At 66.8% G+C, this 18,752-nt stretch carries 18 protein-coding genes; 6 read left to right on the top strand and 12 right to left on the bottom strand.

Translation table 11 applies throughout. The features are described from left to right. The first annotated feature begins 114 nt into the window (after nucleotides 1–114). Nucleotides 115–246: a hypothetical protein gene (locus G6N33_RS27770; protein WP_101528271.1), complete on the top strand. Its 132-nt coding sequence runs from the start codon at nucleotides 115–117 to the stop codon at nucleotides 244–246. 156 nt (nucleotides 247–402) lie between these two features. On the opposite strand, the gene G6N33_RS18855 is transcribed toward G6N33_RS27770, so the two are convergent. Together G6N33_RS18855 and G6N33_RS18850 are read right to left on the bottom strand one after the other, a co-directional pair. After that, nucleotides 403–1,167 carry a 3-hydroxyacyl-CoA dehydrogenase gene (locus G6N33_RS18855; RefSeq protein WP_044507587.1) on the bottom strand — a complete coding sequence of 255 codons (765 nt, stop codon included), beginning with the start codon at nucleotides 1,165–1,167 and terminating at the stop codon, nucleotides 403–405. Between the two features lie 44 nt (nucleotides 1,168–1,211). Next, on the bottom strand, nucleotides 1,212–2,294 hold the full coding sequence (locus G6N33_RS18850) for a CaiB/BaiF CoA transferase family protein (RefSeq protein ID WP_044512211.1): 1,083 nt from the start codon (nucleotides 2,292–2,294) through the stop codon (nucleotides 1,212–1,214). A gap of 112 nt (nucleotides 2,295–2,406) precedes the next feature. Between G6N33_RS18850 and G6N33_RS18845 the strand changes: the two genes are divergently transcribed. After that, complete coding sequence (locus G6N33_RS18845) at nucleotides 2,407–3,219, top strand: enoyl-CoA hydratase (protein WP_044507588.1); 813 nt, start codon at nucleotides 2,407–2,409, stop codon at nucleotides 3,217–3,219. A gap of 57 nt (nucleotides 3,220–3,276) precedes the next feature. Then, complete coding sequence (locus G6N33_RS18840; protein WP_044507590.1) at nucleotides 3,277–4,617, top strand: DUF2867 domain-containing protein; 1,341 nt, start codon at nucleotides 3,277–3,279, stop codon at nucleotides 4,615–4,617. Here the strand turns inward: G6N33_RS18840 and G6N33_RS18835 are convergent. Both G6N33_RS18835 and G6N33_RS18830 read right to left on the bottom strand, forming a co-directional pair. Continuing rightward, nucleotides 4,614–5,336 carry a CPBP family intramembrane glutamic endopeptidase gene (locus tag G6N33_RS18835; RefSeq protein WP_044507592.1) on the bottom strand — a complete coding sequence of 241 codons (723 nt, stop codon included), beginning with the start codon at nucleotides 5,334–5,336 and terminating at the stop codon, nucleotides 4,614–4,616. The genes G6N33_RS18840 and G6N33_RS18835 overlap by 4 nt on opposite strands. After that, on the bottom strand, nucleotides 5,333–6,481 hold the full coding sequence (locus tag G6N33_RS18830; RefSeq protein ID WP_101528253.1) for an NAD(P)H-binding protein: 1,149 nt from the start codon (nucleotides 6,479–6,481) through the stop codon (nucleotides 5,333–5,335). Before G6N33_RS18830 ends, G6N33_RS18835 begins: the two co-directional genes overlap by 4 nt. Before the next feature lie 80 nt (nucleotides 6,482–6,561). Here G6N33_RS18830 and G6N33_RS18825 point away from each other — a divergent pair, with 80 nt between their 5' ends. The 3 genes from G6N33_RS18825 to G6N33_RS18815 all read left to right on the top strand — a co-directional run bounded on the left by G6N33_RS18825 (nucleotide 6,562) and on the right by G6N33_RS18815 (nucleotide 9,414). Next, a complete protein-coding gene (locus G6N33_RS18825; protein WP_044507596.1) occupies nucleotides 6,562–7,659 on the top strand; it encodes a type III polyketide synthase in 1,098 nt (365 codons plus the stop codon). Between the two features lie 20 nt (nucleotides 7,660–7,679). Continuing rightward, the gene (locus G6N33_RS18820) at nucleotides 7,680–8,180 is read left to right on the top strand and encodes an isoprenylcysteine carboxyl methyltransferase family protein (protein WP_044507599.1); all 501 of its coding nucleotides are present in this window, start codon (nucleotides 7,680–7,682) and stop codon (nucleotides 8,178–8,180) included. Between the two features lie 220 nt (nucleotides 8,181–8,400). After that, nucleotides 8,401–9,414 carry an NAD(P)/FAD-dependent oxidoreductase gene (locus tag G6N33_RS18815; RefSeq protein ID WP_101528251.1) on the top strand — a complete coding sequence of 338 codons (1,014 nt, stop codon included), beginning with the start codon at nucleotides 8,401–8,403 and terminating at the stop codon, nucleotides 9,412–9,414. A 26-nt stretch (nucleotides 9,415–9,440) separates the two neighbouring features. Here the strand turns inward: G6N33_RS18815 and G6N33_RS18810 are convergent, their stop codons facing one another. The 8 genes from G6N33_RS18810 to G6N33_RS18775 all read right to left on the bottom strand — a co-directional run bounded on the left by G6N33_RS18810 (nucleotide 9,441) and on the right by G6N33_RS18775 (nucleotide 18,748). After that, a complete protein-coding gene (locus G6N33_RS18810; protein ID WP_081662044.1) occupies nucleotides 9,441–10,244 on the bottom strand; it encodes a crotonase/enoyl-CoA hydratase family protein in 804 nt (267 codons plus the stop codon). Further along, the gene (locus tag G6N33_RS18805) at nucleotides 10,241–11,389 is read right to left on the bottom strand and encodes a thiolase family protein (protein ID WP_044512218.1); all 1,149 of its coding nucleotides are present in this window, start codon (nucleotides 11,387–11,389) and stop codon (nucleotides 10,241–10,243) included. Before G6N33_RS18805 ends, G6N33_RS18810 begins: the two co-directional genes overlap by 4 nt. A 303-nt stretch (nucleotides 11,390–11,692) precedes the next feature. Further along, on the bottom strand, nucleotides 11,693–13,177 hold the full coding sequence (locus G6N33_RS18800) for an aldehyde dehydrogenase family protein (protein ID WP_044507601.1): 1,485 nt from the start codon (nucleotides 13,175–13,177) through the stop codon (nucleotides 11,693–11,695). Nucleotides 13,178–13,322: 145 nt separating this feature from the next. Beyond that, nucleotides 13,323–14,543: a cytochrome P450 gene (locus tag G6N33_RS18795; protein ID WP_044507603.1), complete on the bottom strand. Its 1,221-nt coding sequence runs from the start codon at nucleotides 14,541–14,543 to the stop codon at nucleotides 13,323–13,325. Between the two features lie 10 nt (nucleotides 14,544–14,553). Then, entirely contained in the window at nucleotides 14,554–15,546 is a 993-nt protein-coding gene (locus G6N33_RS18790; protein WP_101528249.1) for an SDR family NAD(P)-dependent oxidoreductase, read from the bottom strand. Beyond that, the gene (locus tag G6N33_RS18785) at nucleotides 15,539–16,687 is read right to left on the bottom strand and encodes a spirocyclase AveC family protein (protein WP_044507609.1); all 1,149 of its coding nucleotides are present in this window, start codon (nucleotides 16,685–16,687) and stop codon (nucleotides 15,539–15,541) included. The genes G6N33_RS18790 and G6N33_RS18785 overlap by 8 nt, the downstream gene beginning before the upstream one ends. Further along, nucleotides 16,687–17,805: an ABC transporter substrate-binding protein gene (locus G6N33_RS18780; RefSeq protein WP_044507611.1), complete on the bottom strand. Its 1,119-nt coding sequence runs from the start codon at nucleotides 17,803–17,805 to the stop codon at nucleotides 16,687–16,689. Before G6N33_RS18780 ends, G6N33_RS18785 begins: the two co-directional genes overlap by 1 nt. Nucleotides 17,806–17,911: 106 nt before the next feature. Continuing rightward, nucleotides 17,912–18,748, bottom strand: coding sequence for a CbbQ/NirQ/NorQ/GpvN family protein (locus tag G6N33_RS18775; protein ID WP_044507613.1), 837 nt, complete (start codon nucleotides 18,746–18,748; stop codon nucleotides 17,912–17,914). Nucleotides 18,749–18,752 lie beyond the last annotated feature (4 nt).

Genomic DNA, 18,752 nt, shown 5'->3' with positions numbered 1-18,752 from the left:
TCACGACCCGAAAATGGGTGCCGACCGCCGAGAACCCTACTCGCGAGTAAATTGCCACAATTTTCCGAATCGTGACTCAATGAATCCTTAATGGTTGCTCTTAGGCTCAGTGTCATGTGGATCGACGACTTCAGCGCAGACGTCATCAAGGTTGACTTCGAGGCCCTCTACCACGGCGACGTGCTGGTGGAAGGCGAGACCTCCGAGCAGCTTGAAGACTGGCACCCGCTTCCCAACGCGAGCTGATCATCATGAGCTTGCTCGCCCGGCTACTGATGGCCGAACCCTCAGTCTCACGTTGGTTCCACCGATCGCATTGATCTTGTTAGCACACAGAAACCCCCGCCGTGGCGGGGGTTTCTGTGTGCTCGGGCTCTTCGTTTTGAGTGGCTAATCGGCCCGTCAGCGCGGGGCCATCCGGATGGCGCCGTCGAGGCGGATCACCTCGCCGTTGAGCATGGGGTTCTCCACGATGTGCACGGCCAGGGCACCGTACTCGTCGGGGTCGCCGAGCCGGGCGGGGTGCGGGACCTGCTTGCCCAGCGACGCCTGCGCCTCCTCGGGCAGCGAGCCCAGCAGCGGCGTCTTGAACAATCCGGGCGCGATGGTCACTACGCGAATCAGCTCGCGGGACAGGTCGCGGGCGATGGGTAGTGTCATTCCGACGACACCACCCTTGGATGCGGAGTAGGCGGCCTGGCCGATCTGACCTTCGAAGGCCGCCACGGAGGCGGTGTTGATGATGACACCGCGTTCCGGGCTGGTTTCGGGACCGATCGGTTGGGTCTTGGCGATCCGTTCGGCGGCCAGCCGTAGCACGTTGAAGGTGCCGATCAGGTTGACATTGACGACCTTCTTGAAGCCGTCCAGCGGAAACGGGCCGTCCTTGGACAGCGTTTTGATGGCGTTACCGATCCCGGCGCAGTTGACGTTGATCCGCAGCGGGCCCATCGCCTCCGCCGTGTCCAGGGCTTTGCCGACGGCGGCCTCATCGGTAACGTCGGCTTGGCAAAAGCGGGCACGCTCACCGAGCTCGCGGACCGCTTCCTCGCCGCGCAGGTCGATGACCACGACCTGGGCACCGCGATCGAGCAGCCGCTTGGTCGTGGCCAAACCCAGCCCCGAGGCACCCCCGGTGACGACGGCGACGGCGTCTTTGATCTCCATGCAGGTCCTTTCGTCGTATTGCCGACCAACTTGTTGGTTGGGAACTATACCCAGTCGTTGAGCACGTCCGCGGCGTCGGTCACCGGTGCCGCGGGCCGTGGTGTGTCCGGGGCGGTGCGGGAGAACCGCGGCGCCGGTCGTGGCTGCAGACCGCCGTCCACGTCGTAGAAGGTGTTGCGCTCGGTGATGTGGGGCTCGGTGTGGACCTCGCCAAACGCCAGCACCGGGGTCACGCACGCGTCGGAGTCGGCAAACACCTTGGCCCAGTGATCGCGGTCCTGACTGGCGAACTTCTCGGTCAGTACGGCGCGCAGCTCGGGCCAGCGGCTGACGTCGTTCTGTCCGGGCAGGTCGGCCCCGTCCAGACCCAGCCCGGCCAGCATGGCGGCGTAGAACTGCGGCTCGATGGCGCCGACCGCGACATGGCGCCCGTCGGCGCACTCGTAGGTGTCGTAGTAGGGCGCGCCGCCGTCGAGCAGGTTGGTGCCGCGCGCGTCCGTCCACATTCCGGAGGCCCGCATCTGCCACATCATTTGGACCAGCACGCTCGAGCCGTCGACCATCGCCGCGTCGACGACCTGCCCCTTGCCGGAGCTCTGCCGTTCCCACAGCGCCGACAGGATGCCGAGCAGCAGGAACATCGAACCGCCGCCGAAATCGCCGACCAGGTTCAGCGGCGGGACCGGCCGTTCGTTCACCCGACCGATGGCGTGCAGGATGCCGTTCAGCGAGATGTAGTTGATGTCGTGGCCCGCCTGCTGGCTGCGCGGACCGGTCTGGCCCCAGCCGGTCATCCGTGCGTAGACCAACCGGTCGTTGATCTTGGCGCAGTCCTCGGGTCCCAGACCCAACCGCTCGGTGACGCCGGGGCGGTAGCCCTCGATCAGTACATCGGCCTTGGCGATCAACTTGAGCACGAGTTCGCGCCCTTCGTCGGACTTCAGGTCGGCGGTCACCACTCGCCGGTTGCGCATCATGGCGTCCTTGGCGACGCCGTCAGGACCTTTGGCGGGCCGGTCGATGCGCACCACGTCCGCACCCAGATCTCCCAGAATCATGGCGGCGTGCGGCCCCGGCCCGATGCCGGCCAGTTCCACTACCCGAAGCCCCTTGAGCGGTCCGGCCATGATGCCCACCAACCTTCCGTCTGCGCTGACGCGTGCGAACCCTTTGGCATCTTCGCAGCCGAGCTCGGCGGCCGCGCAGCCCGGTCGCCCAACCGGTGGTTAGGGTGAGGCCATGCCGGAATCGACGCTCGACTTCCCGACTTCCACCGCCGACCTGGCGGTCAACCTGTCCGACGGCGTGCTGTCGGTGACCATCAACCGGCCGGACAGTCTGAACTCGCTCACCGCTCCGGTGATCGCCGGGCTTGCCGACACGATGGAAAGCGCGGCCACCGACCCGCGCGTGCAAGTGGTGCGGTTGGGCGGCGCCGGCCGCGGGTTCTGCTCTGGGGCAGGGATCAGCGCCGACGACATGTCCGGCGGCGGCGGTGTTCCGCCGGACGAGATCATTGTGGAAGTCAACCGGCTGATCCGCGCCATCACCGCGCTGCCGCACCCGGTGGTCGCCGTCGTGCAGGGACCAGCCGCGGGTGTCGGCGTTTCCATCGCCTTGGCCTGCGACATCGTATTGGCTTCGGAGACAGCATTTTTCATGCTTGCCTTCACCAAGATCGGACTGATGCCCGACGGCGGCGCCTCGGCGTTGGTCGCGGCGGCGATCGGCCGGATCCGCGCGATGCGGATGGCGCTGCTGGCCGAACGGCTCTCGGCGGCCGAGGCGTTCGCCGCAGGCCTGGTTACCGCGGTCTACCCGGCCGAGGACTTCGACGCCCACGTGGACAAGGTGATTTCGACGTTGCTTCGCGGCCCGGTCGTGGCGTTCGCCAAGACTAAGGATGCGATCAATGCGGCCACCCTGGCTGAGCTCGATGCCACGCTGGACCGTGAGTATCGAGGGCAGTCGATCTTGTTGCGATCGGCCGACTTACGGGAAGGCGCAACGGCGTTCCAGGAGCGCCGCGCGCCGAACTTCACCGATCGCTAGACGCTTAGTCGCCGCCGAAGCGGCAATCCTTCCTGACGTCAGTCGAGGGAGGCAACGATGAACGAACCGCTGCGCTGCCTGGTGACCGGGGCGACCGGCTACATCGGCGCCCGCCTGGTGCCGCGGCTGCTCGACGAAGGCCACCGCGTGCGAACACTGGCCCGTACGCCGAGCAAGCTGGCGGAGGTGCCCTGGCGCGAGCAGGTGGAGGTAGCCCGCGGGGATCTCAGCAACGTCGATTCGTTGATCGAGGCCTGCCACGGGATGGACGTCGTGTACTACCTGGTCCATTCGATGGGAACATCGAAGGATTTCACCGAGGAGGAGCGCCGCTCGGTCCGCAACGTCGTGACGGCAGCGCGACGCACCGGGGTCCGGCGGATCGTGTACCTAAGCGGGCTGCATCCGCAGGGCCGCGCCCTGTCGCCCCATCTGGCGTCGCGCAAGGCGGTGGGCGAGGCGCTCCTCGAATCGGGAATCGAGACGGTGGTGCTGCAGGCCGGTGTGGTCATCGGGTCGGGATCGGCGTCGTTCGAAATGATCCGCCACCTGACCGACCGGCTGCCGGTGATGACCACACCGAAGTGGGTGCACAATCGGATCCAGCCCATCGCGGTGCGCGACGTGCTCTACTACCTCGTCGCCGCGGCAACGGCTCCGGTGCCCTCGTCGCGGACCTGGGATATCGGCGGTCCCGACGTGCTGGAGTACGGCGACATGATGCGGGTTTACGCCGAAGTCGCGGGCCTGCACCGACGTTACCTGTTCGTGCTGCCGTTTTTGACGCCGTCAATCGCCAGCCTGTGGGTGGGGACGGTGACCCCGATCCCGTCCGGCTTGGCCCGACCGCTGATTGAATCGCTGGAATGCGATGCGGTGATGGGCAATTCGGACATCGACACCATCATCACGCCGCCGCCGGAAGGTCTCACCCCCTACCGCCGAGCCGTGTCGCTGTCGCTCAACCGGGCGGCGCGCGGGCTGCCCGACGCCAGCTGGGCATCGTCGCATGCCGAACCGGCCGAGCCACTGCCCAGCGACCCGGCCTGGGCGGGTGGGGTCGTCTACACCGACGTGCGAACGGCGACAACCGCCGCGACACCCGAGGATGTCTGGGCCGCAGCAGAACACGCCGCGTCGAGCAACGGTCGCTGGACCGTGGCGGAGCGGGAGCCCGGGACCCGGCTGCGGCTGCGCTCCCGATTCCGCACCCGCGGGACCGCCTGGCTGGAGATGACGGTCACGCCGCAGGACGGCGGCGGCAGCAGGTACACGCAGCGGGCGATCTTCGTACCGGCCGGCGTGCGCGGGCGGCTCTACTGGCTTATCGCCCGGCCGCTGCACACCGTCGCGTTGGCGACCCTGGTGCGCAACGTCGTCGGGGCGGCCCAGAGCTAGACGCCGAACATCGGCGGCAACACCAACACCATGATCAGACCCCAGAAGAAGTGGGTCAGCGCCGGCGCTAGGACGCCCCCGCTGGCGCGGCGCTCCAAAGCGCAGATCGTGCCGAGGATGATCGCGGCGAAGCCGAGCATCGGATTGCCGCTGGCCAGAGTCACGGCGAGGTACAGCAGGGTCGAGATCGTCAATGGCGCGAACCGGCCCAGCGCGGTGTACAGGGCGCCACGGAAGAACAGTTCCTCGGCGACGCCGTTGATCAGGGTGATCAACACGACCAGCCAAAACGATCCGTGGTGGGCGTACTGCAGCACCCGGGTGATCAGTGCCGCGACGGCGGGAATCTGGCGGGCGATCAGTCCGCCGACGACGAACACACCGCCCAGACCCAGGCCGATCAGCGTGCCGCTGATCACCGGCCGCTGATTACGGCCACGCCAGCAGATACCGCCCAGATGCAGCGGACCGGAGCAGAACGCGCCGACGACCCACACCGCGGCCAGCACCAGGGTGAGCCAGTAGAAACTCGATTCGCCGGGCAGACGCCGCAACGAGTAGCCGAGCACCGCCGCGCCAGCTACCAAAGTAATCGCGACGACGACGCGCCGCCGCCGCACCAGCGACGGCGGTTCATGGTGTGGCACAGCAACATTGGTGACGGCTTGACGCAGCTCGGAGAACACACTGGTGTGGTACGGGCTGGCCTGCTGGCTCATGCCGGACGGACCTTCGGGGTCAGGGTGAGCAGGATGTCCAGGCTGGTTCGCACGGCTCCGGCTAGCGGGCCCGGAACACTGTTGACCAGCTTCAGGGTGGGCCGGGCGATGGGCGGTGTGATGGCCCTGGCCAGCCGGCGGATCCGCAGGGCGTCCCCGCCTGCCCAAGCGGGGTCGGTGTCGGCGAGATCGTGGGGGTCGGCCAGCTCGTTGACCGGCCGCGGCCGGCCGCGCGCCGCCCCGGCCAAGGCCAGCGAGATGGCGTCCTCGACACCCAGCAGGCCGCCGGGCGGGTCGGGCACCCGTTCGCGCAGCCCGGCGGCCGACGCCAGCATTGGATGATCGAGCGACTCCACCAGGTCGCCGGCCAGCCCGGGCGGCACCGGCAAGGCAAGCCCGGTGATCAGCGACGCCAACGAGGTGTCGACGCGACCGACCGGCAGCGAGGCGTGCCACCGGCCAGAGACCCGCGCATACGCCTTGAGTAGGTCCCGGTAGGACGTGGTGTCCGGACCGGCGATGTCGTAGGCCCCCGCCGGGACGAGTTCGGGATCTGCCGCGGCGACCAGATAGTGCAGCGCATCCCGGATCGAGATCGGGTCGATCGGGTTTTCCATCCAGCTCGGGGCCGGGATCAGCGGGAATCGGTCACCGACGTAGCGCATCATCTCGAACGACGTGGACCCGGCGCCGATGATCACGGCCGCGCCCAGCCACACCAGCTCCGGGCCGTCGGGGATGGTCAGCGCCTCGGCAACCTCGGCGCGGCTGGCCAAATGATCGGAGAGTGCCTCGTCAGCGGGCACGAACCCGCCCAGGTAGACGATGCGTCGCACCCCGGCGTCCCGGGCGGCCGCCGCGACATTGGCGGCCGCGGCCCGGTCTGCCTCCCTGAAGTCCGGCTGCCCGATGGCGTGGACCAGGTAATACACCACGTCGACCGGGCCAGCAGCGTCCATCGCCGCCTGCGCCGACGCCGGATCCGATGCGTCCAGGCGCACCGGAGCGACGTCGTCGAACCAACCGAACCGATTGAGCCGCTTCGGGTTTCGGCTCGCCGTCACCACCTGGTGTTGGTGTTCCAGCAGTTCCGCGACCAGTCTCGATCCCACGTAGCCCGTCGCGCCGGTGACCAAAATCCGCATACATCTGACCCTAGCCCGCAGCACCGCGCCTAAACCGGGATGGGTTGAACCAATTGAGTTAGGGCACCGTAACTAAGTTCATGAACGAAAAAACAGGGGGAAATGCCACGCGCGTGGGCTTTACGACCACGGCCAGCGAGGATCCAACAATCGCAGCAGTATCTGTGCAGTTTCCGCAGCACTACCATCCGCAGGAAGAACTGATCGACCGACTGAGTGGCGTTATGGGGGAACACTTTCGACGCTTTGCGCTGTCGGCCGGTGTCGAGCATCGGCATCTGGCGATCTCGATGGACCGGATGGAGCAGCTGACCGGTTTCAGCGAGGCGAACGAGGCCTATATCGAGGTCGCACTGGAATTGGGCGAGCGGGCGTTGCGCGCCGCGCTCGATCAGGCCAATGTCAGGCCCGAAGACGTGGACATCGTGTTTTCGACGACGGTCACCGGGCTCGCGGTCCCGTCGCTGGAGGCACGGCTGGCGCACCGGGTGGGGCTGCGCCAGGACGTCAAGCGCATCCCCATGTTCGGTCTGGGTTGCGTTGCGGGGGCGGCCGGAGTCGCCCGGGTGCACGACTACTTGAGGGCGTTCCCCGACCATGTCGCGGTGTTGCTGGCGGTCGAACTGTGCACGCTGACGATTCAACGTAACGACCATTCGGTGGCCAATACGGTCGCTACCAGCCTGTTCGGCGACGGCGCCGGCGCGGTTGTCATCAAGGGTGCCAATTACTCGGAAACCACCAGCGGTCCCCGGGTGCTGGATACGCGCAGCCGGATGTATCCAGACACCCAGGGCGTCATGGGCTGGGATATCGGCAGCGACGGCTTCAAGATCGTGTTGTCCGCCGATGTGGTCAACGTCGCCAAGCAATACCTGGGCGACGACGTCCGCAAGTTCCTCGCCGATCACGGTTTGACGCCCTCGGACATCTCGACATGGGTCTGCCACCCGGGCGGTCCGGCGGTCATCGAGGCAGTGGAAGAAGAGCTCGAGTTGCCGGCCGACGCTCTCGATCACACGCGAAACTCGTTGCGGCTCAACGGGAACCTGTCGTCAGTATCGGTCCTGGACGTGCTTCGGGCGAACGTGGCCGAACCGCCGGCCCCGGGCTCGCTCGGCCTGATGATCGCGATGGGTCCGGGTTTCTGCTCCGAACTCGTGCTGTTGAAGTGGTAGCACTGGTACAGACTGTAGACATGTACTACCTGCTGATCCTGGTTGTCGGGCTGGAGCGCATAGTCGAGCTGGTGCTGTCCAACCGCAACGCCGAGTGGTCTTTTGCCCAGGGCGCCAGGGAATTTGGGCGACCGCACTACGTCGTGATGGTCGTCATCCACAGTGCCCTGCTGGTCGGCTGTGTGGTCGAACCGCTGGCACTGCACCGGCCGTTCCTGCCCTGGCTGGGCTGGCCGATGCTCGCGGTGGCGGCGCTGAGTCAGGTGCTGCGCTGGTGGTGCATCGGCACGCTGGGTCGGCGGTGGAACACCCGGGTGATCGTGTTGCCGGAGGCGCCCCTGGTGCGGCGGGGGCCCTACCGGTTTCTTCACCACCCGAACTATGTTGCGGTGGTGGCCGAAGGGTTCGCGCTGCCGCTGATCCACACCGCGTGGCTAACCGCGGCCACGTTCACCGTCGCCAACGCGATTTTGCTCAGTGTGCGCATCCGGGTGGAAAATTCCGCGCTGGGATACACATGAGCAGCCGCGCCGTCGACGATGCAGAGCAGAGCGATGAGGAGGAACGGCGCTCATGTCCGGCCGCGCCGTCGACGATGCAGAGCAAAGCGATGAGGAGGAACGGCGCTCATGTCCGGCCGCGCCGTCGACGATGCAGAGCAAAGCGATGAGGAGGAGCGGCGCTCATGTCCGGCCGCGCCGTCGACGATGCAGAGCAAAGCGATGAGGAGGAGCGGCGCTCATGTCCTATGACGCCGACCTGCTGATCGTCGGTGGCGGCCCCGGCGGCCTGGCGACCGCCCTGCAGGCGCGCCGGCACGGGCTGTCAGTGATCGTGGTCGAGCCGCGCGCGGACCCGATCGACAAGGCGTGCGGAGAGGGCCTGATGCCCGGCGGTCTGGCCGAACTCACCTCGCTCGGGGTCGATCCGGTCGGCATGCCGTTCCGCGGCATCGCCTATGTCAGCGAGCAGCGCCGCGCCGAGGCGCTGTTTCGCACCGGGTCGGGCCGCGGGGTGCGTCGCACCACCCTGCACGCGGCCATGCAGGCCCGCGCCAAAGAGCAAGACACCGAATGGATTCGGGCCAAGGTGACCGACGTGCAGCAGGACGCACACGGCGTCACCGCCGCCGGGGTGCGGGCGAGGTACCTGGTGGGCGCCGATGGGCTGCACTCGGCGGTCCGGCGCGCGGTCGGCATCAAGGCGACCGCCGGAACGCCGCGACGCTACGGCGTGCGTTGGCATTTCACGGTGCCGCCGTGGTCGGAGTTCGTCGAGGTCTATTGGTCGCGGCTGGGTGAGGCGTACGTGACGCCGGTGGAACCCGACCTGGTGGGGGTGGCGATCCTGTCGCAGGGCCGGCCCGACCTGGCGTGGTTCCCACGGCTGAGCCGGCATCTGGCGGGCGCCGGCCGCGGGCACGCGCGCGGCTGCGGCCCGTTGCGCCAGGTGGTGTCGCGCCGGGTCGCCGGGCGGGTGCTGCTGGTCGGTGATGCGGCGGGCTATGAGGACGCGCTGACCGGTGAGGGCGTCAGCCTCGCCGTCAAGCAGGCCGGCGCGGTGGTGAACGCCATCGTCAACGAGACGCCGGCGGCCTACGAGAAGGCGTGGCACCGGGTGACCCGCAATTACCGGTTACTCACGCGGGCGGTGGTGCTGGCGAGCACACCGCGGGCGACGCGGGGGGCCATCGTGCCGGCCTGCCAGCGAGTGCCCGGGATGTTTCGCGTCGGGGTCAATCTCCTGGGACGCTAGATCGATGGTGGCGACCCGCCACGCCGCTAACGCGCCTTCCAGACCGGTTCCCGCTTTTCGGCGAACGCCAACGGTCCTTCCTTGGCGTCCTCGGATCTCATCAAGGTCCCCATCTCGGTGGCGGTGCGGCGCCAGCCTGCCTCGTCGCCGGTGAGCAGTCCGTCGTCGACACCGTAGGCGATGCGCTTGCTGGCCTGCACCGACAACGGCGCGTTCACCGTGATGCGCGCCGCCAACACCAGCGCCGCGTCGAGCACGGAGCCTTCCTTGACGACCTGGTTCACCAGGCCCCACTCCCAGGCGTCGGATGCCGTCATCGGCTCACCGGTCAACAGCAGTTCCATCGCCACTTTTCGGGGCAGCTGCTCGACGATGCGGAACACCCCGCCGGCGGCCGCGATCAGCCCGCGTTTGACCTCGGGCAGACCGAATTGGGCTGCCTCGTGCGCGACGACCAGGTCGCTGGCCAGCGCTAGCTCGGTGCCACCGCCCAGCGCGGTGCCGTTGACCGCGGCGATGGTGGGCTTGTCGATGAAGTGACTGACGTATCCGGCGAAGCCCCACTCCCCGTGGTCGGGGTGATAGATGTTCTCCCGGCGCGAGATCGCCTTGAGATCGGCTCCGGCGCAAAACGATTTGTCGCCCGAACCGGTGAGCACCACCGCCCGCACGTCGGGGTCGTGTTGTGCTTCTTCGAGCGCATCCCCGACGCCGATGCTGACCGCGGCGTTGATCGCGTTGCGCGCCTCGGGCCGGTTGATGGTAATGACCATCACGTTGCCCCGGCGTTCCACCAACACCGCGGCCGCGGCGCCATTCCCGTCTGTCACAGCAGCTCCACGATGGTGGCGTTGGCCTGACCGCCGCCCTCGCACATCGTCTGCAGGCCGTAGCGAATTCCCTTGTCCCGCATGTGGTATAGCAGGGTAGTCATGATGCGCGCCCCGGAGCCGCCGAGCGGGTGGCCCAGCGCGATCGCGCCACCGTTGGGGTTGAGCTTGTTCTCGTCGGCGCCGATGTCCTTCAGCCACGCCAGCGGAACCGGCGCGAATGCCTCGTTGACCTCGTAGGCGCCGATGTCGTCGATGGACAACCCGGAGCGCTTCAGCACCTTCTGGGTGGCCGGGATCGGGGCGGTGAGCATGATGACCGGGTCGGCTCCGGCCAGGGTAGCGGTGTGCACCTTGGCAATTGGCTTGAGCCCCAAGTCTTTCGCCTTGTCCGCGGACATGAACAACAGGGCAGCCGCGCCGTCGGAGATCTGCGAGGAGTTGCCGGCGTGGATCACGCCGTCTTCCTTGAAGGCGGGCTTGAGGGAGGCCATCTTTTCCATCGGCGTACCGCGCCGGATGCCCTCGTCCTTGCGCACGACGTTACCGTCGTGGTCCTTAATGCCGACGATCTGGTCGTCGAACGCACCGGAATCCTGTGCGGCGGCGGCTTTTTCGTGCGAGTCGAGGGAGAACTGGTCGAGCGTGGTGCGGTCGAAGCCCCACTGTTCGGCGATCATCTCGGCCCCGAGGCCCTGGTTGGGGATCTGGCGGTCGTAGCGGTCCAGGAACGCCTCCGGGTAGGGTCGGCCGCCGTTGGCCAGCGACGCGCCCATCGGGGTCCGCGACATCGACTCGACACCGCCGGCGACGACGACGTCGTAGTGCCCGGCGACCACGCCGGCGGCGGCGAAGTGGATGGACTGCTGGCTGGATCCGCACTGGCGGTCGACGGTCACGCCCGGGACGCTCTCCGGCCAGCCCGCGGTCAGCAGGGCGGTGCGGCCAATGTCGAGAGCTTGCTCGCCGGCCTGCATCACGCAGCCCCAGATGACGTCGTCAACGATTTCGGGGTCGACGCCGGTCCGGGTGACCAGCCCGTTGAGAACCTGTGCGGACAGCTCGGCGGGGTGCACCCCGGACAGACCCCCATTGCGCTTGCCGATGGGTGAGCGCACGGCCTCAACGATGACGGCTTCGGGCATGGTGATGTCTCCTTTGACTCCGGTGTTGCGTTCGATTGTCAACCAAGAGGTTGGCAGGGCAGGGGGTGGGGTCGGTTGACCCCCGCGCGGACTCGAACCACACCGGTCACATCCGTCTCTCGTCCGACCCGACACACGGTCTGCGATCCGATAGCGCCGGTGATATTGCTCGCGTCAGTCGACAGGCCGAAGACGGCCATCATCAGGGCCGCCACCGGTCCAGGCAGCTGCCCACCACGCGCCAGCCCGGAAAACCGAGCGGCTATCCCTGGTTCAGTGACGGCGGCGCAGACCAGCCGCCGGCTAGACCGCGGGGTAGGCCACGGACTTGATCTCGGTGTACTGGTCGAATCCGGCGACACCGTTCTGGCGTCCCACACCGCTCTCCTTGTAACCCCCGAACGGGGTGTCGGCACCGTAGGGGGCACCGCCGTTGACGCCCATGAAGCCGGCCTTGATCCGGCGGGTCACCGACAGCGCACGCTCCAGGGAACCGGCAAACACGTTGCCCGCCAACCCGTACACGCTGTCGTTGGCGATTCGGATCGCGTCCTCCTCGTCGTCGAACGGAATCACCGACAGCACCGGGCCGAAGATCTCCTCCTGCGCGATCGTCATCTTGTTGTCGACGTTGACGAAAAGCGTTGGCCGGACGTAATACCCCTTGTCGAAGCCGGTCGGGGCGTCGGGACCACCGACCAACGCGGTGGCACCCTCCTCGACACCCTTGCGGATGTAGCCCATCACCCGGTCGTACTGCCGCTGCGAGATCACCGGGCCACACAGCGTGGCGGGGTCCTGCGGGTCGCCGCACGTGACGTTGTCGTAGATGTTCTTGAGGATCTCCACGCCCTCGTCGTAGCGGGATCGCGGCAACAGCAGCCGCGTCGGGTTCGCGCAACCCTGGCCGGCGTGCATGCACGGCGCGATGCCAACCATGCAGGCCGTGCCGAAGTCGGCATCCTCGAGCACGATGGTGGCCGATTTGCCGCCGAGCTCTAGGAACAACCGCTTCATGGTGGCGGCGCCCTTCTCCATGATCCGCTTGCCGACCACCGTAGAGCCGGTGAACGAAATCAGGTCAACCTTTGGCGACAGCGTCAGCTCTTCACCCACGAAATGATCCGAGGCGGTGACGACATTGACGACACCGGCTGGAATGTCGGTCTTTTCGGCAATCAGCCGACCCAGCCGCGTTGCGTTGAACGGCGTGTTGGGTGCCGGCTTCAGCACCACGGTGTTGCCGGTGCCCAGGGCCTGGCCCAGCTTGTTGAGGGTGACTTCGAAGGGGAAGTTCCACGGCACGATCGCGCCGACCACGCCGACGGGCTCGCGCCACACCTTGCGCGTGGTCAGCGTGCCGGTCAGGCTGATCACCTTGTCCCCCAGGTCCGTCTCCCAGGCGTACTCGTCGATCAGCCGCGCGGGGTACTTCAGGCCGTCCTCCAGCGGAGCGTCGAGTTGGGGTCCGAACGTGATGGCCCTGGGCGAGCCGACCTCCAGGATCAACTCCTCGCGCAGCTCCTCCTTCTCCTCTTCGATCGCATCGTGCAGCTGCAGCAGGCAGCGCTTGCGCAGCTCCTTGTTGGTCGACCAGTCGGTCTCGTCGAAGGCCCGCCGGGCGGCGTCGATCGCCCGGTGCATGTCCTCCTTGGACGCGTCGGCGACCTCACCGAGCTGCTCCTCGGTGGCCGGGTTGATGTTGGTGAAGGTGCCGGCCTGGCCGTCGACGAGCTTGCCGTCGATCATCATCTTCGGCTCGAACCGGACCTTTACAGTGTCAGCCATATCTGTTCAGCTCTCCTGACAATCGATCTGTTGTTACTCGTCCCTGCGGAGAGCCTTACTGGAAACTAGCCGATTGACAACCCTGCTCCGCCCACGAGGCCCTTGACGTGCGATTACCGCACGCCGGATCGGCGCCGGCGGCGGACTATCGCTGGGCATCGAACAGCACCGGGACCGATGTCGGCGACCGGAACACCTGCCCGCGGATGTGCGGGTCGTCCCCGTCGGGATCCAGCCGCAGATTCGGCAGCCGGTCCAACAACAGGTTGATCGCGGTGCGCATCTCGAGGCGCGCCAGATGCATGCCGAGGCAGACGTGCACGCCGTGCCCCCAGCCCAGATTCGCCTTGGCCGGTCGGTGGATGTTGAACGTGTCCGGATCGGCCCAGCGGTCCTCTTGGCGGTTCGCCGAACCCAGCATTGGCATCACCGTCGCCCCGGCCGGAATCGGCACGCCGCCAAGTTCGGTGTCGCGGGTGGCCACCCGGGTGATGGTCAGCAGGGGCGGTTCCCATCGCACCCCTTCCTCGATGACCTGCGGCAGCAGCGAGCGGTCCGCGCGGACGGCGTCCAACTGCGCGGGGTCCGACAGCAACCCGAGCAGCAGGCTGCCCAGCGCCCGATACGTCGTCTCCACGCCCGCCGGCAGCAGTAGCCGCAGGAACGAGAAAATCTCTTCGTCGGCGAGCTTGCCCCCGTCGATCTCGGCGGCGCCGAGCGCGGAGATCAAATCGTCCTTGGGCTCGGCGCGGCGGGCCTGCAGTATCGGGGCGAAATAGGCACCCAGGGCTGCCGAGGCCGCCAGCCCCCGTTCGGGATTCATCAACCAGCTCAGCAGCGAGATCGACCACCGCTGGAACTGCGGGTAATCCTGCTCCGGCAGGCCCAACAACCCGGCGATGATCTGGCTCGGGTAGTCGAAGGTGAACTCCTTGACCAGATCCGCCTTGCCGTTAGGGGCGAACTTGTCGATCAAGCTGTTGGCCACCCGGCCTACCAGCTCGTCCTGCCAACGGGCTAATGACTTCTGCGAGAATGCTTTTGACACCAGCGAGCGCAGCCTACCGTGAAACGGTTCGTCCATACCGAGCATCACGCGCTCCCCCAGCACCGGTCCGAACGCGGCGATCACCGCCGACGAGGAGAACGTTTCGTTGTCGCGCAGCATCTGCTGGACGTCCTCGTAGCGATACACGATGAACATCGGCAACGATTCCTCGTGCGGCAGCGCGCCCGAGGTCTCCAGTCGTTGCACCGGTTCCTCGCGGCGCAGTCGGGCCAGTTCGGTGTACGGGTCGCGTACGTCACCGGAGATGGCGTCGTCGAATGCGCCGAAGTCCTCCAGGTCGTCGAAAAGCTGTTCCATGCTTAACCTCTCAGTCCCCTTTACTGCCCTGCTGCCGCCGCGCCGCCAGTACGGCCAGGCGCTGCAGCACCGGCTGCGGAAGAACACGTGCGGCCAGTACCATCGCCTTTTGAGCGGTCGTCAGCGGCCACGCTCCGTCGCGCATCGATCCCTGCCTGGGTATGCCCAGCACCGTCCGCGACATGTGGTGCATTCCGGCGGCCGGCAGCAAGCGGTTGACCGCTAGCAGCATGGCCGCATCCGGCCCGACCCCGCGGCGCCGGAACGGCGCCTCGTCGCCTAGCGCCTTCACCAAACCGTCGGTGAATCGCTCGGGTGGCCGGGCCATCTTCATCGCGAATCGGCCGCGACTGTTCATGGTGGTGTGCAGCCGCGCGTATGGTCCCTCGAAGTTTCGATCGTCGATAGTGCCTGCGTCGGTGATGATTTCGGTGTCGTAAGTGCCCGACACCAAGATGGTGACACCGAGGCCGAACGGGGCGATCTCGCAAGCCAACGATTCACCCCAGCGCTCCATCGCGCCTTTGGCGGCCGAATAGGGCGCGGTGCCCGGTTGCCCGCGCACCCCGGCCGTGCTCGCGACGAGCACGATCCGGCCCTCACCCGCCGCCCGCATGGACGGCAACAGCGCCTTGGTGAGTTCGACCGGGCCGAAGACGCTGGTGGCGAACATCTTCTGCCACAGTGCCGGGTCGGTCTCTTCGACCATCCCGGCCGCGGATATTCCAGCGTTGTGTACCACGGCGTACGGCGCGCCGGCCGCTTCCCCGATCGCCTTGGCCGCCGCCGTGATCGACGCCGGGTCCAGCAGGTCGAGCTGCACGCCGACCAGCCTGTCGTCGTTCTCGGCGGCCCCCACGGCCCGCCGCAGCGCTGGCATCCCCTGCTCGGGCGTGCGCATCGCGGCGACCACGCGCCACCCCTCGCGATACAGCCGCACCGCCGAGGCGAACCCCAACCCGCGGGAGGCACCGGTGATGACCACGGCGCGCGGCTCAGCCATGCGCGCTCGCGTTGTGGTCCGGTACGGCGCAGGGGCCCTCACCGGGCGGCGGAGCCTCGACATGGGGCCGGCCGTTGGGTTCCCCGCTCGCCCAGGTCGACCAGATGCCGACCGAGTATGGCCCGAGCGCACCGGCCCTCTCGTAATACCCTTGCGGATCATAGACTTTAGCTTCCGGATAGGGCCACGGGCAAGCGACCGAGGTGGCCGCGTGGCTGACCTTGATGACCCAGAACCAGGCGCCGTAAGCGAAATACGACACGTTGATGATTGCGAACATCACCAGGAAGGTGCCCAGCACCGGGCGGCCGGGGAAAATCTTGGCTTTGGCGGCCAGCTTTTCGGCCACCGATTTACCGGTGTCGTCGCGGTAACACAGGATCGCCGCGGGCACCATCACGAAGGTGACCGAGAACGACTCCCAGATCAACGGGAATTGGAATGTGGTGCCGGTGAAGACCGAACCCCAGGGAATGACCTGAGAGTAGATGTACATCCCCATGTGGACCAGCTGGATCTCCAGCCACGCGTCGAAGACGAAGCCGATGGCACACGTCAGGGCACCTAGGCTGATCAGCGGGTGTCGCGAGACGAAGCTTTCGGGGCCGTATTTGGCCTGTAGTTTGCGCAGGATCCAGACCGCCGGGAAGTACGGCCCGAAATAGAAAGTGACGTAACCGAATACGACGAACGGTTCGACTGTCGGCGACAGCGACACCAACGGCCAGGACTCCGGCCAGTGAATGAGGTCGGGGTTGTACACCGCGAACGGCGCCCAGTTCATGATCGGGTCCTGCCACACGATCAGGGTGGTGCACAAGAACATCAGCATTACCGGGCTGCCCGGGTTGCGCCGCCAGCCGCGGATGAACACGACGATCAGCACCAGCAGCATGATCACGGTCGAGATGTGCAGGAAGCTGATGTAATCCAGCCCGAAGATGAACCGCACCGGACGCGGGCGACCCTGCACATTCGGGTTTGCCACCCGCGGACCAAGGGCGACACGGCAATTCGCGATGAACAAGAGCGCGAACGCCGCCAGAGCGGCGCCGGCGATCCAGCCGCCCCAGCCGCGCTTGGTACCGGGTTGCGTGGACCTTTCGGCCAGCTTCGGGGGTAGCGATTGATCCGTGGACATCAGTCTTCCGTTCCGAAGCGATCCACCAGGTGCGAATTGACGCCGTCGGCGTCGAGGGTGCGGGCCACCAGGTAGCCAGCGCCCATCCAGGCCCGCCGGGTCCACTTGCCGAACGACACTCGGGTGCCGGGGGCCCCGGACGCGGCGGGCATCATCTTGACCCGCTCCAGCGCCTCCTTGACCCCGCGCGGACTCAACGGGTGGGCGTCGGTAAACGCACGCACCAAGGTCGCGGCGACATCGCGGTTGACCACCGTCACGCAGAATTCGGGGCGACTGCCGTCGTACTTCTGCGCGTAGGCATCGAGGAAATCCTGGCCGGTCCGGTTCGCCTCGTCGTACTGGTCGACCCCAGTCCAGCCCATGAAGGCGTTCCACATGATCGGGTTCACCCAGGCGTTCTGGAAGGCGGTGGTGGTGAAGCGGGGCGGGTCCCAGCCGACGGCTTCCAGGGCGGGGTTGACGAAGACGATGCCGAACCCGAATCCCAGGTGCACGATGGCTTCCGCCTTGGCTTCGTGCAGCGTGCGGACGGCCTCGTTGACGTCTTGCGCGGTCTGGGCGATCGCTGCCTCGGCCACGATTCGAATTCCCTTGCGGCGACAGGCACTTCGGAGATTCTTCAGGTAAGTCTCGCCGATCAGGCTCTGTTCGACCAGCACCCCGATTTCGGCGAGTCCGCGTTTGGCAATCAGGTCCGCGATGAAGATCGGCTCGTCGGTCATGGATCCCTGCGGAAAGGCGAATGTCCACTCGCCCAGCCAGTCGTCGGTGCCGGTGACGCTGATCGCGGGCACCTTGAACCGTTCCTCGATCGCTTCGCGTAACGGCACGCAGTTGTCGGTGATGTTAGGACCGAAGACCACCAAGCAGCCCTCGTCGACGAGCTCGCCGTAGGCATCGATTACGGCCTTGACCGAACCCTTGGGCAGACCCTCCACCTCGCGGTAGATCATCTGCACGGCCCGGTCCATCAGACCGTTGGCTAGCGCCTCTTCGAAGATCAGGTCGAAGGTCTGGGTGAACGAGGCGAATAGATCTTCGGGGAACCCCGGCGGGAGCTTGAAGTCCATCAGGTAGCCGACCTTGATCGGCTCGGCGGTGCTTTCGTAGGACATCTGACCTCCCGGACGACACGCGTATTCGGACTGCTCCGCGACTGACCTAATATTTGTTCAGGACGATGCTCAGACGGTATCCGCGGCGGTGTAGAGCGTCAATCCTCTATCCGCCTGCGCCCAGGTAAACCTCGACCATCTCGTTCAACGCCCGCCCGACCGCCACGTCGTCGGTGAGCGGTCCCGCGATCGCCGCTCGGGCCGCCTCGTGCATCCTCAGGCCCTCGGCCACCAACCTGCCCGCGGCGATCAGGACGCGGGTCGACGCGACCTCCCGCAGGCCGCCGGTTTCCAGTCGGCGGATAGCCTGGCCGAAGCGCACCAGTTCAGCCGCGGTGGCGGCGTCCACGCCCGATTCGTGCCTCACGATTATTTCTTCGACATCGGCTGGGGGAAAAGAGAATTCGATCGCGACCATCCGCTGTCGGGTGGAATCCTTGAGGTCCTTGAGCACGCTTTGGTATCCGGGGTTGTAAGACACCACCAGACCGAAGCCCGGTGCGGCGTCCAGCGTGACGCCGAGACGTTCGATCGGCAGCTGCCGCCGGTGGTCGGCGAGCGGATGCAATACCACGGTGGTGTCCTGGCGCGCCTCCACCACTTCGTCGAGGTAGCAGATCGCGCCTTCGCGCACCGCCCGGGTAAGCGGACCGTCCACCCAGACCGTCTCATCGCCGCGCAGTAGGTACCGCCCGACCAGGTCCGCGGTGGTGAGGTCGTCATGGCAGGACACGGTGACCAGCGGCCGGCCCAGATCGTGGGCCATCGCTTCGACGAACCGGGTCTTGCCGCAGCCCGTCGGGCCCTTCAGCACCAGCGCCAGACCTTGGCGGTAGGCCGCCTTGAAGATCGCCTCTTCGCTGCCGATCTCCTGGTAATAGGGCCGTGCCCCGCTGTCGGGCGCCGTGCCGTTACGGCAAGCGACCCCGGACTCGCTCGTCATGGCG

Source organism: Mycobacterium simiae, assembly GCF_010727605.1.
Taxonomy (GTDB): Bacteria; Actinomycetota; Actinomycetes; order Mycobacteriales; family Mycobacteriaceae; genus Mycobacterium; species Mycobacterium simiae.
Note: the sequence above shows the minus strand (reverse complement) of the source record. Positions and strands in the feature narration are given on the sequence as shown.

What these genes read in the sequence shown, in the direction of transcription:
- G6N33_RS27770 (WP_101528271.1), top strand. Translation starts at nt 115, where the DNA reads ATGTGGATCGACGACTTCAGCGCAGACGTCATCAAGGTTGACTTCGAG.
- G6N33_RS18855 (WP_044507587.1), bottom strand. Translation starts at nt 1,167, where the DNA reads ATGGAGATCAAAGACGCCGTCGCCGTCGTCACCGGGGGTGCCTCGGGG.
- G6N33_RS18850 (WP_044512211.1), bottom strand. Translation starts at nt 2,294, where the DNA reads ATGGCCGGACCGCTCAAGGGGCTTCGGGTAGTGGAACTGGCCGGCATC.
- G6N33_RS18845 (WP_044507588.1), top strand. Translation starts at nt 2,407, where the DNA reads ATGCCGGAATCGACGCTCGACTTCCCGACTTCCACCGCCGACCTGGCG.
- G6N33_RS18840 (WP_044507590.1), top strand. Translation starts at nt 3,277, where the DNA reads ATGAACGAACCGCTGCGCTGCCTGGTGACCGGGGCGACCGGCTACATC.
- G6N33_RS18835 (WP_044507592.1), bottom strand. Translation starts at nt 5,336, where the DNA reads ATGAGCCAGCAGGCCAGCCCGTACCACACCAGTGTGTTCTCCGAGCTG.
- G6N33_RS18830 (WP_101528253.1), bottom strand. Translation starts at nt 6,481, where the DNA reads ATGCGGATTTTGGTCACCGGCGCGACGGGCTACGTGGGATCGAGACTG.
- G6N33_RS18825 (WP_044507596.1), top strand. Translation starts at nt 6,562, where the DNA reads ATGAACGAAAAAACAGGGGGAAATGCCACGCGCGTGGGCTTTACGACC.
- G6N33_RS18820 (WP_044507599.1), top strand. Translation starts at nt 7,680, where the DNA reads ATGTACTACCTGCTGATCCTGGTTGTCGGGCTGGAGCGCATAGTCGAG.
- G6N33_RS18815 (WP_101528251.1), top strand. Translation starts at nt 8,401, where the DNA reads ATGTCCTATGACGCCGACCTGCTGATCGTCGGTGGCGGCCCCGGCGGC.
- G6N33_RS18805 (WP_044512218.1), bottom strand. Translation starts at nt 11,389, where the DNA reads ATGCCCGAAGCCGTCATCGTTGAGGCCGTGCGCTCACCCATCGGCAAG.
- G6N33_RS18800 (WP_044507601.1), bottom strand. Translation starts at nt 13,177, where the DNA reads ATGGCTGACACTGTAAAGGTCCGGTTCGAGCCGAAGATGATGATCGAC.
- G6N33_RS18795 (WP_044507603.1), bottom strand. Translation starts at nt 14,543, where the DNA reads ATGGAACAGCTTTTCGACGACCTGGAGGACTTCGGCGCATTCGACGAC.
- G6N33_RS18790 (WP_101528249.1), bottom strand. Translation starts at nt 15,546, where the DNA reads ATGGCTGAGCCGCGCGCCGTGGTCATCACCGGTGCCTCCCGCGGGTTG.
- G6N33_RS18785 (WP_044507609.1), bottom strand. Translation starts at nt 16,687, where the DNA reads ATGTCCACGGATCAATCGCTACCCCCGAAGCTGGCCGAAAGGTCCACG.
- G6N33_RS18780 (WP_044507611.1), bottom strand. Translation starts at nt 17,805, where the DNA reads ATGTCCTACGAAAGCACCGCCGAGCCGATCAAGGTCGGCTACCTGATG.
- G6N33_RS18775 (WP_044507613.1), bottom strand. Translation starts at nt 18,748, where the DNA reads ATGACGAGCGAGTCCGGGGTCGCTTGCCGTAACGGCACGGCGCCCGAC.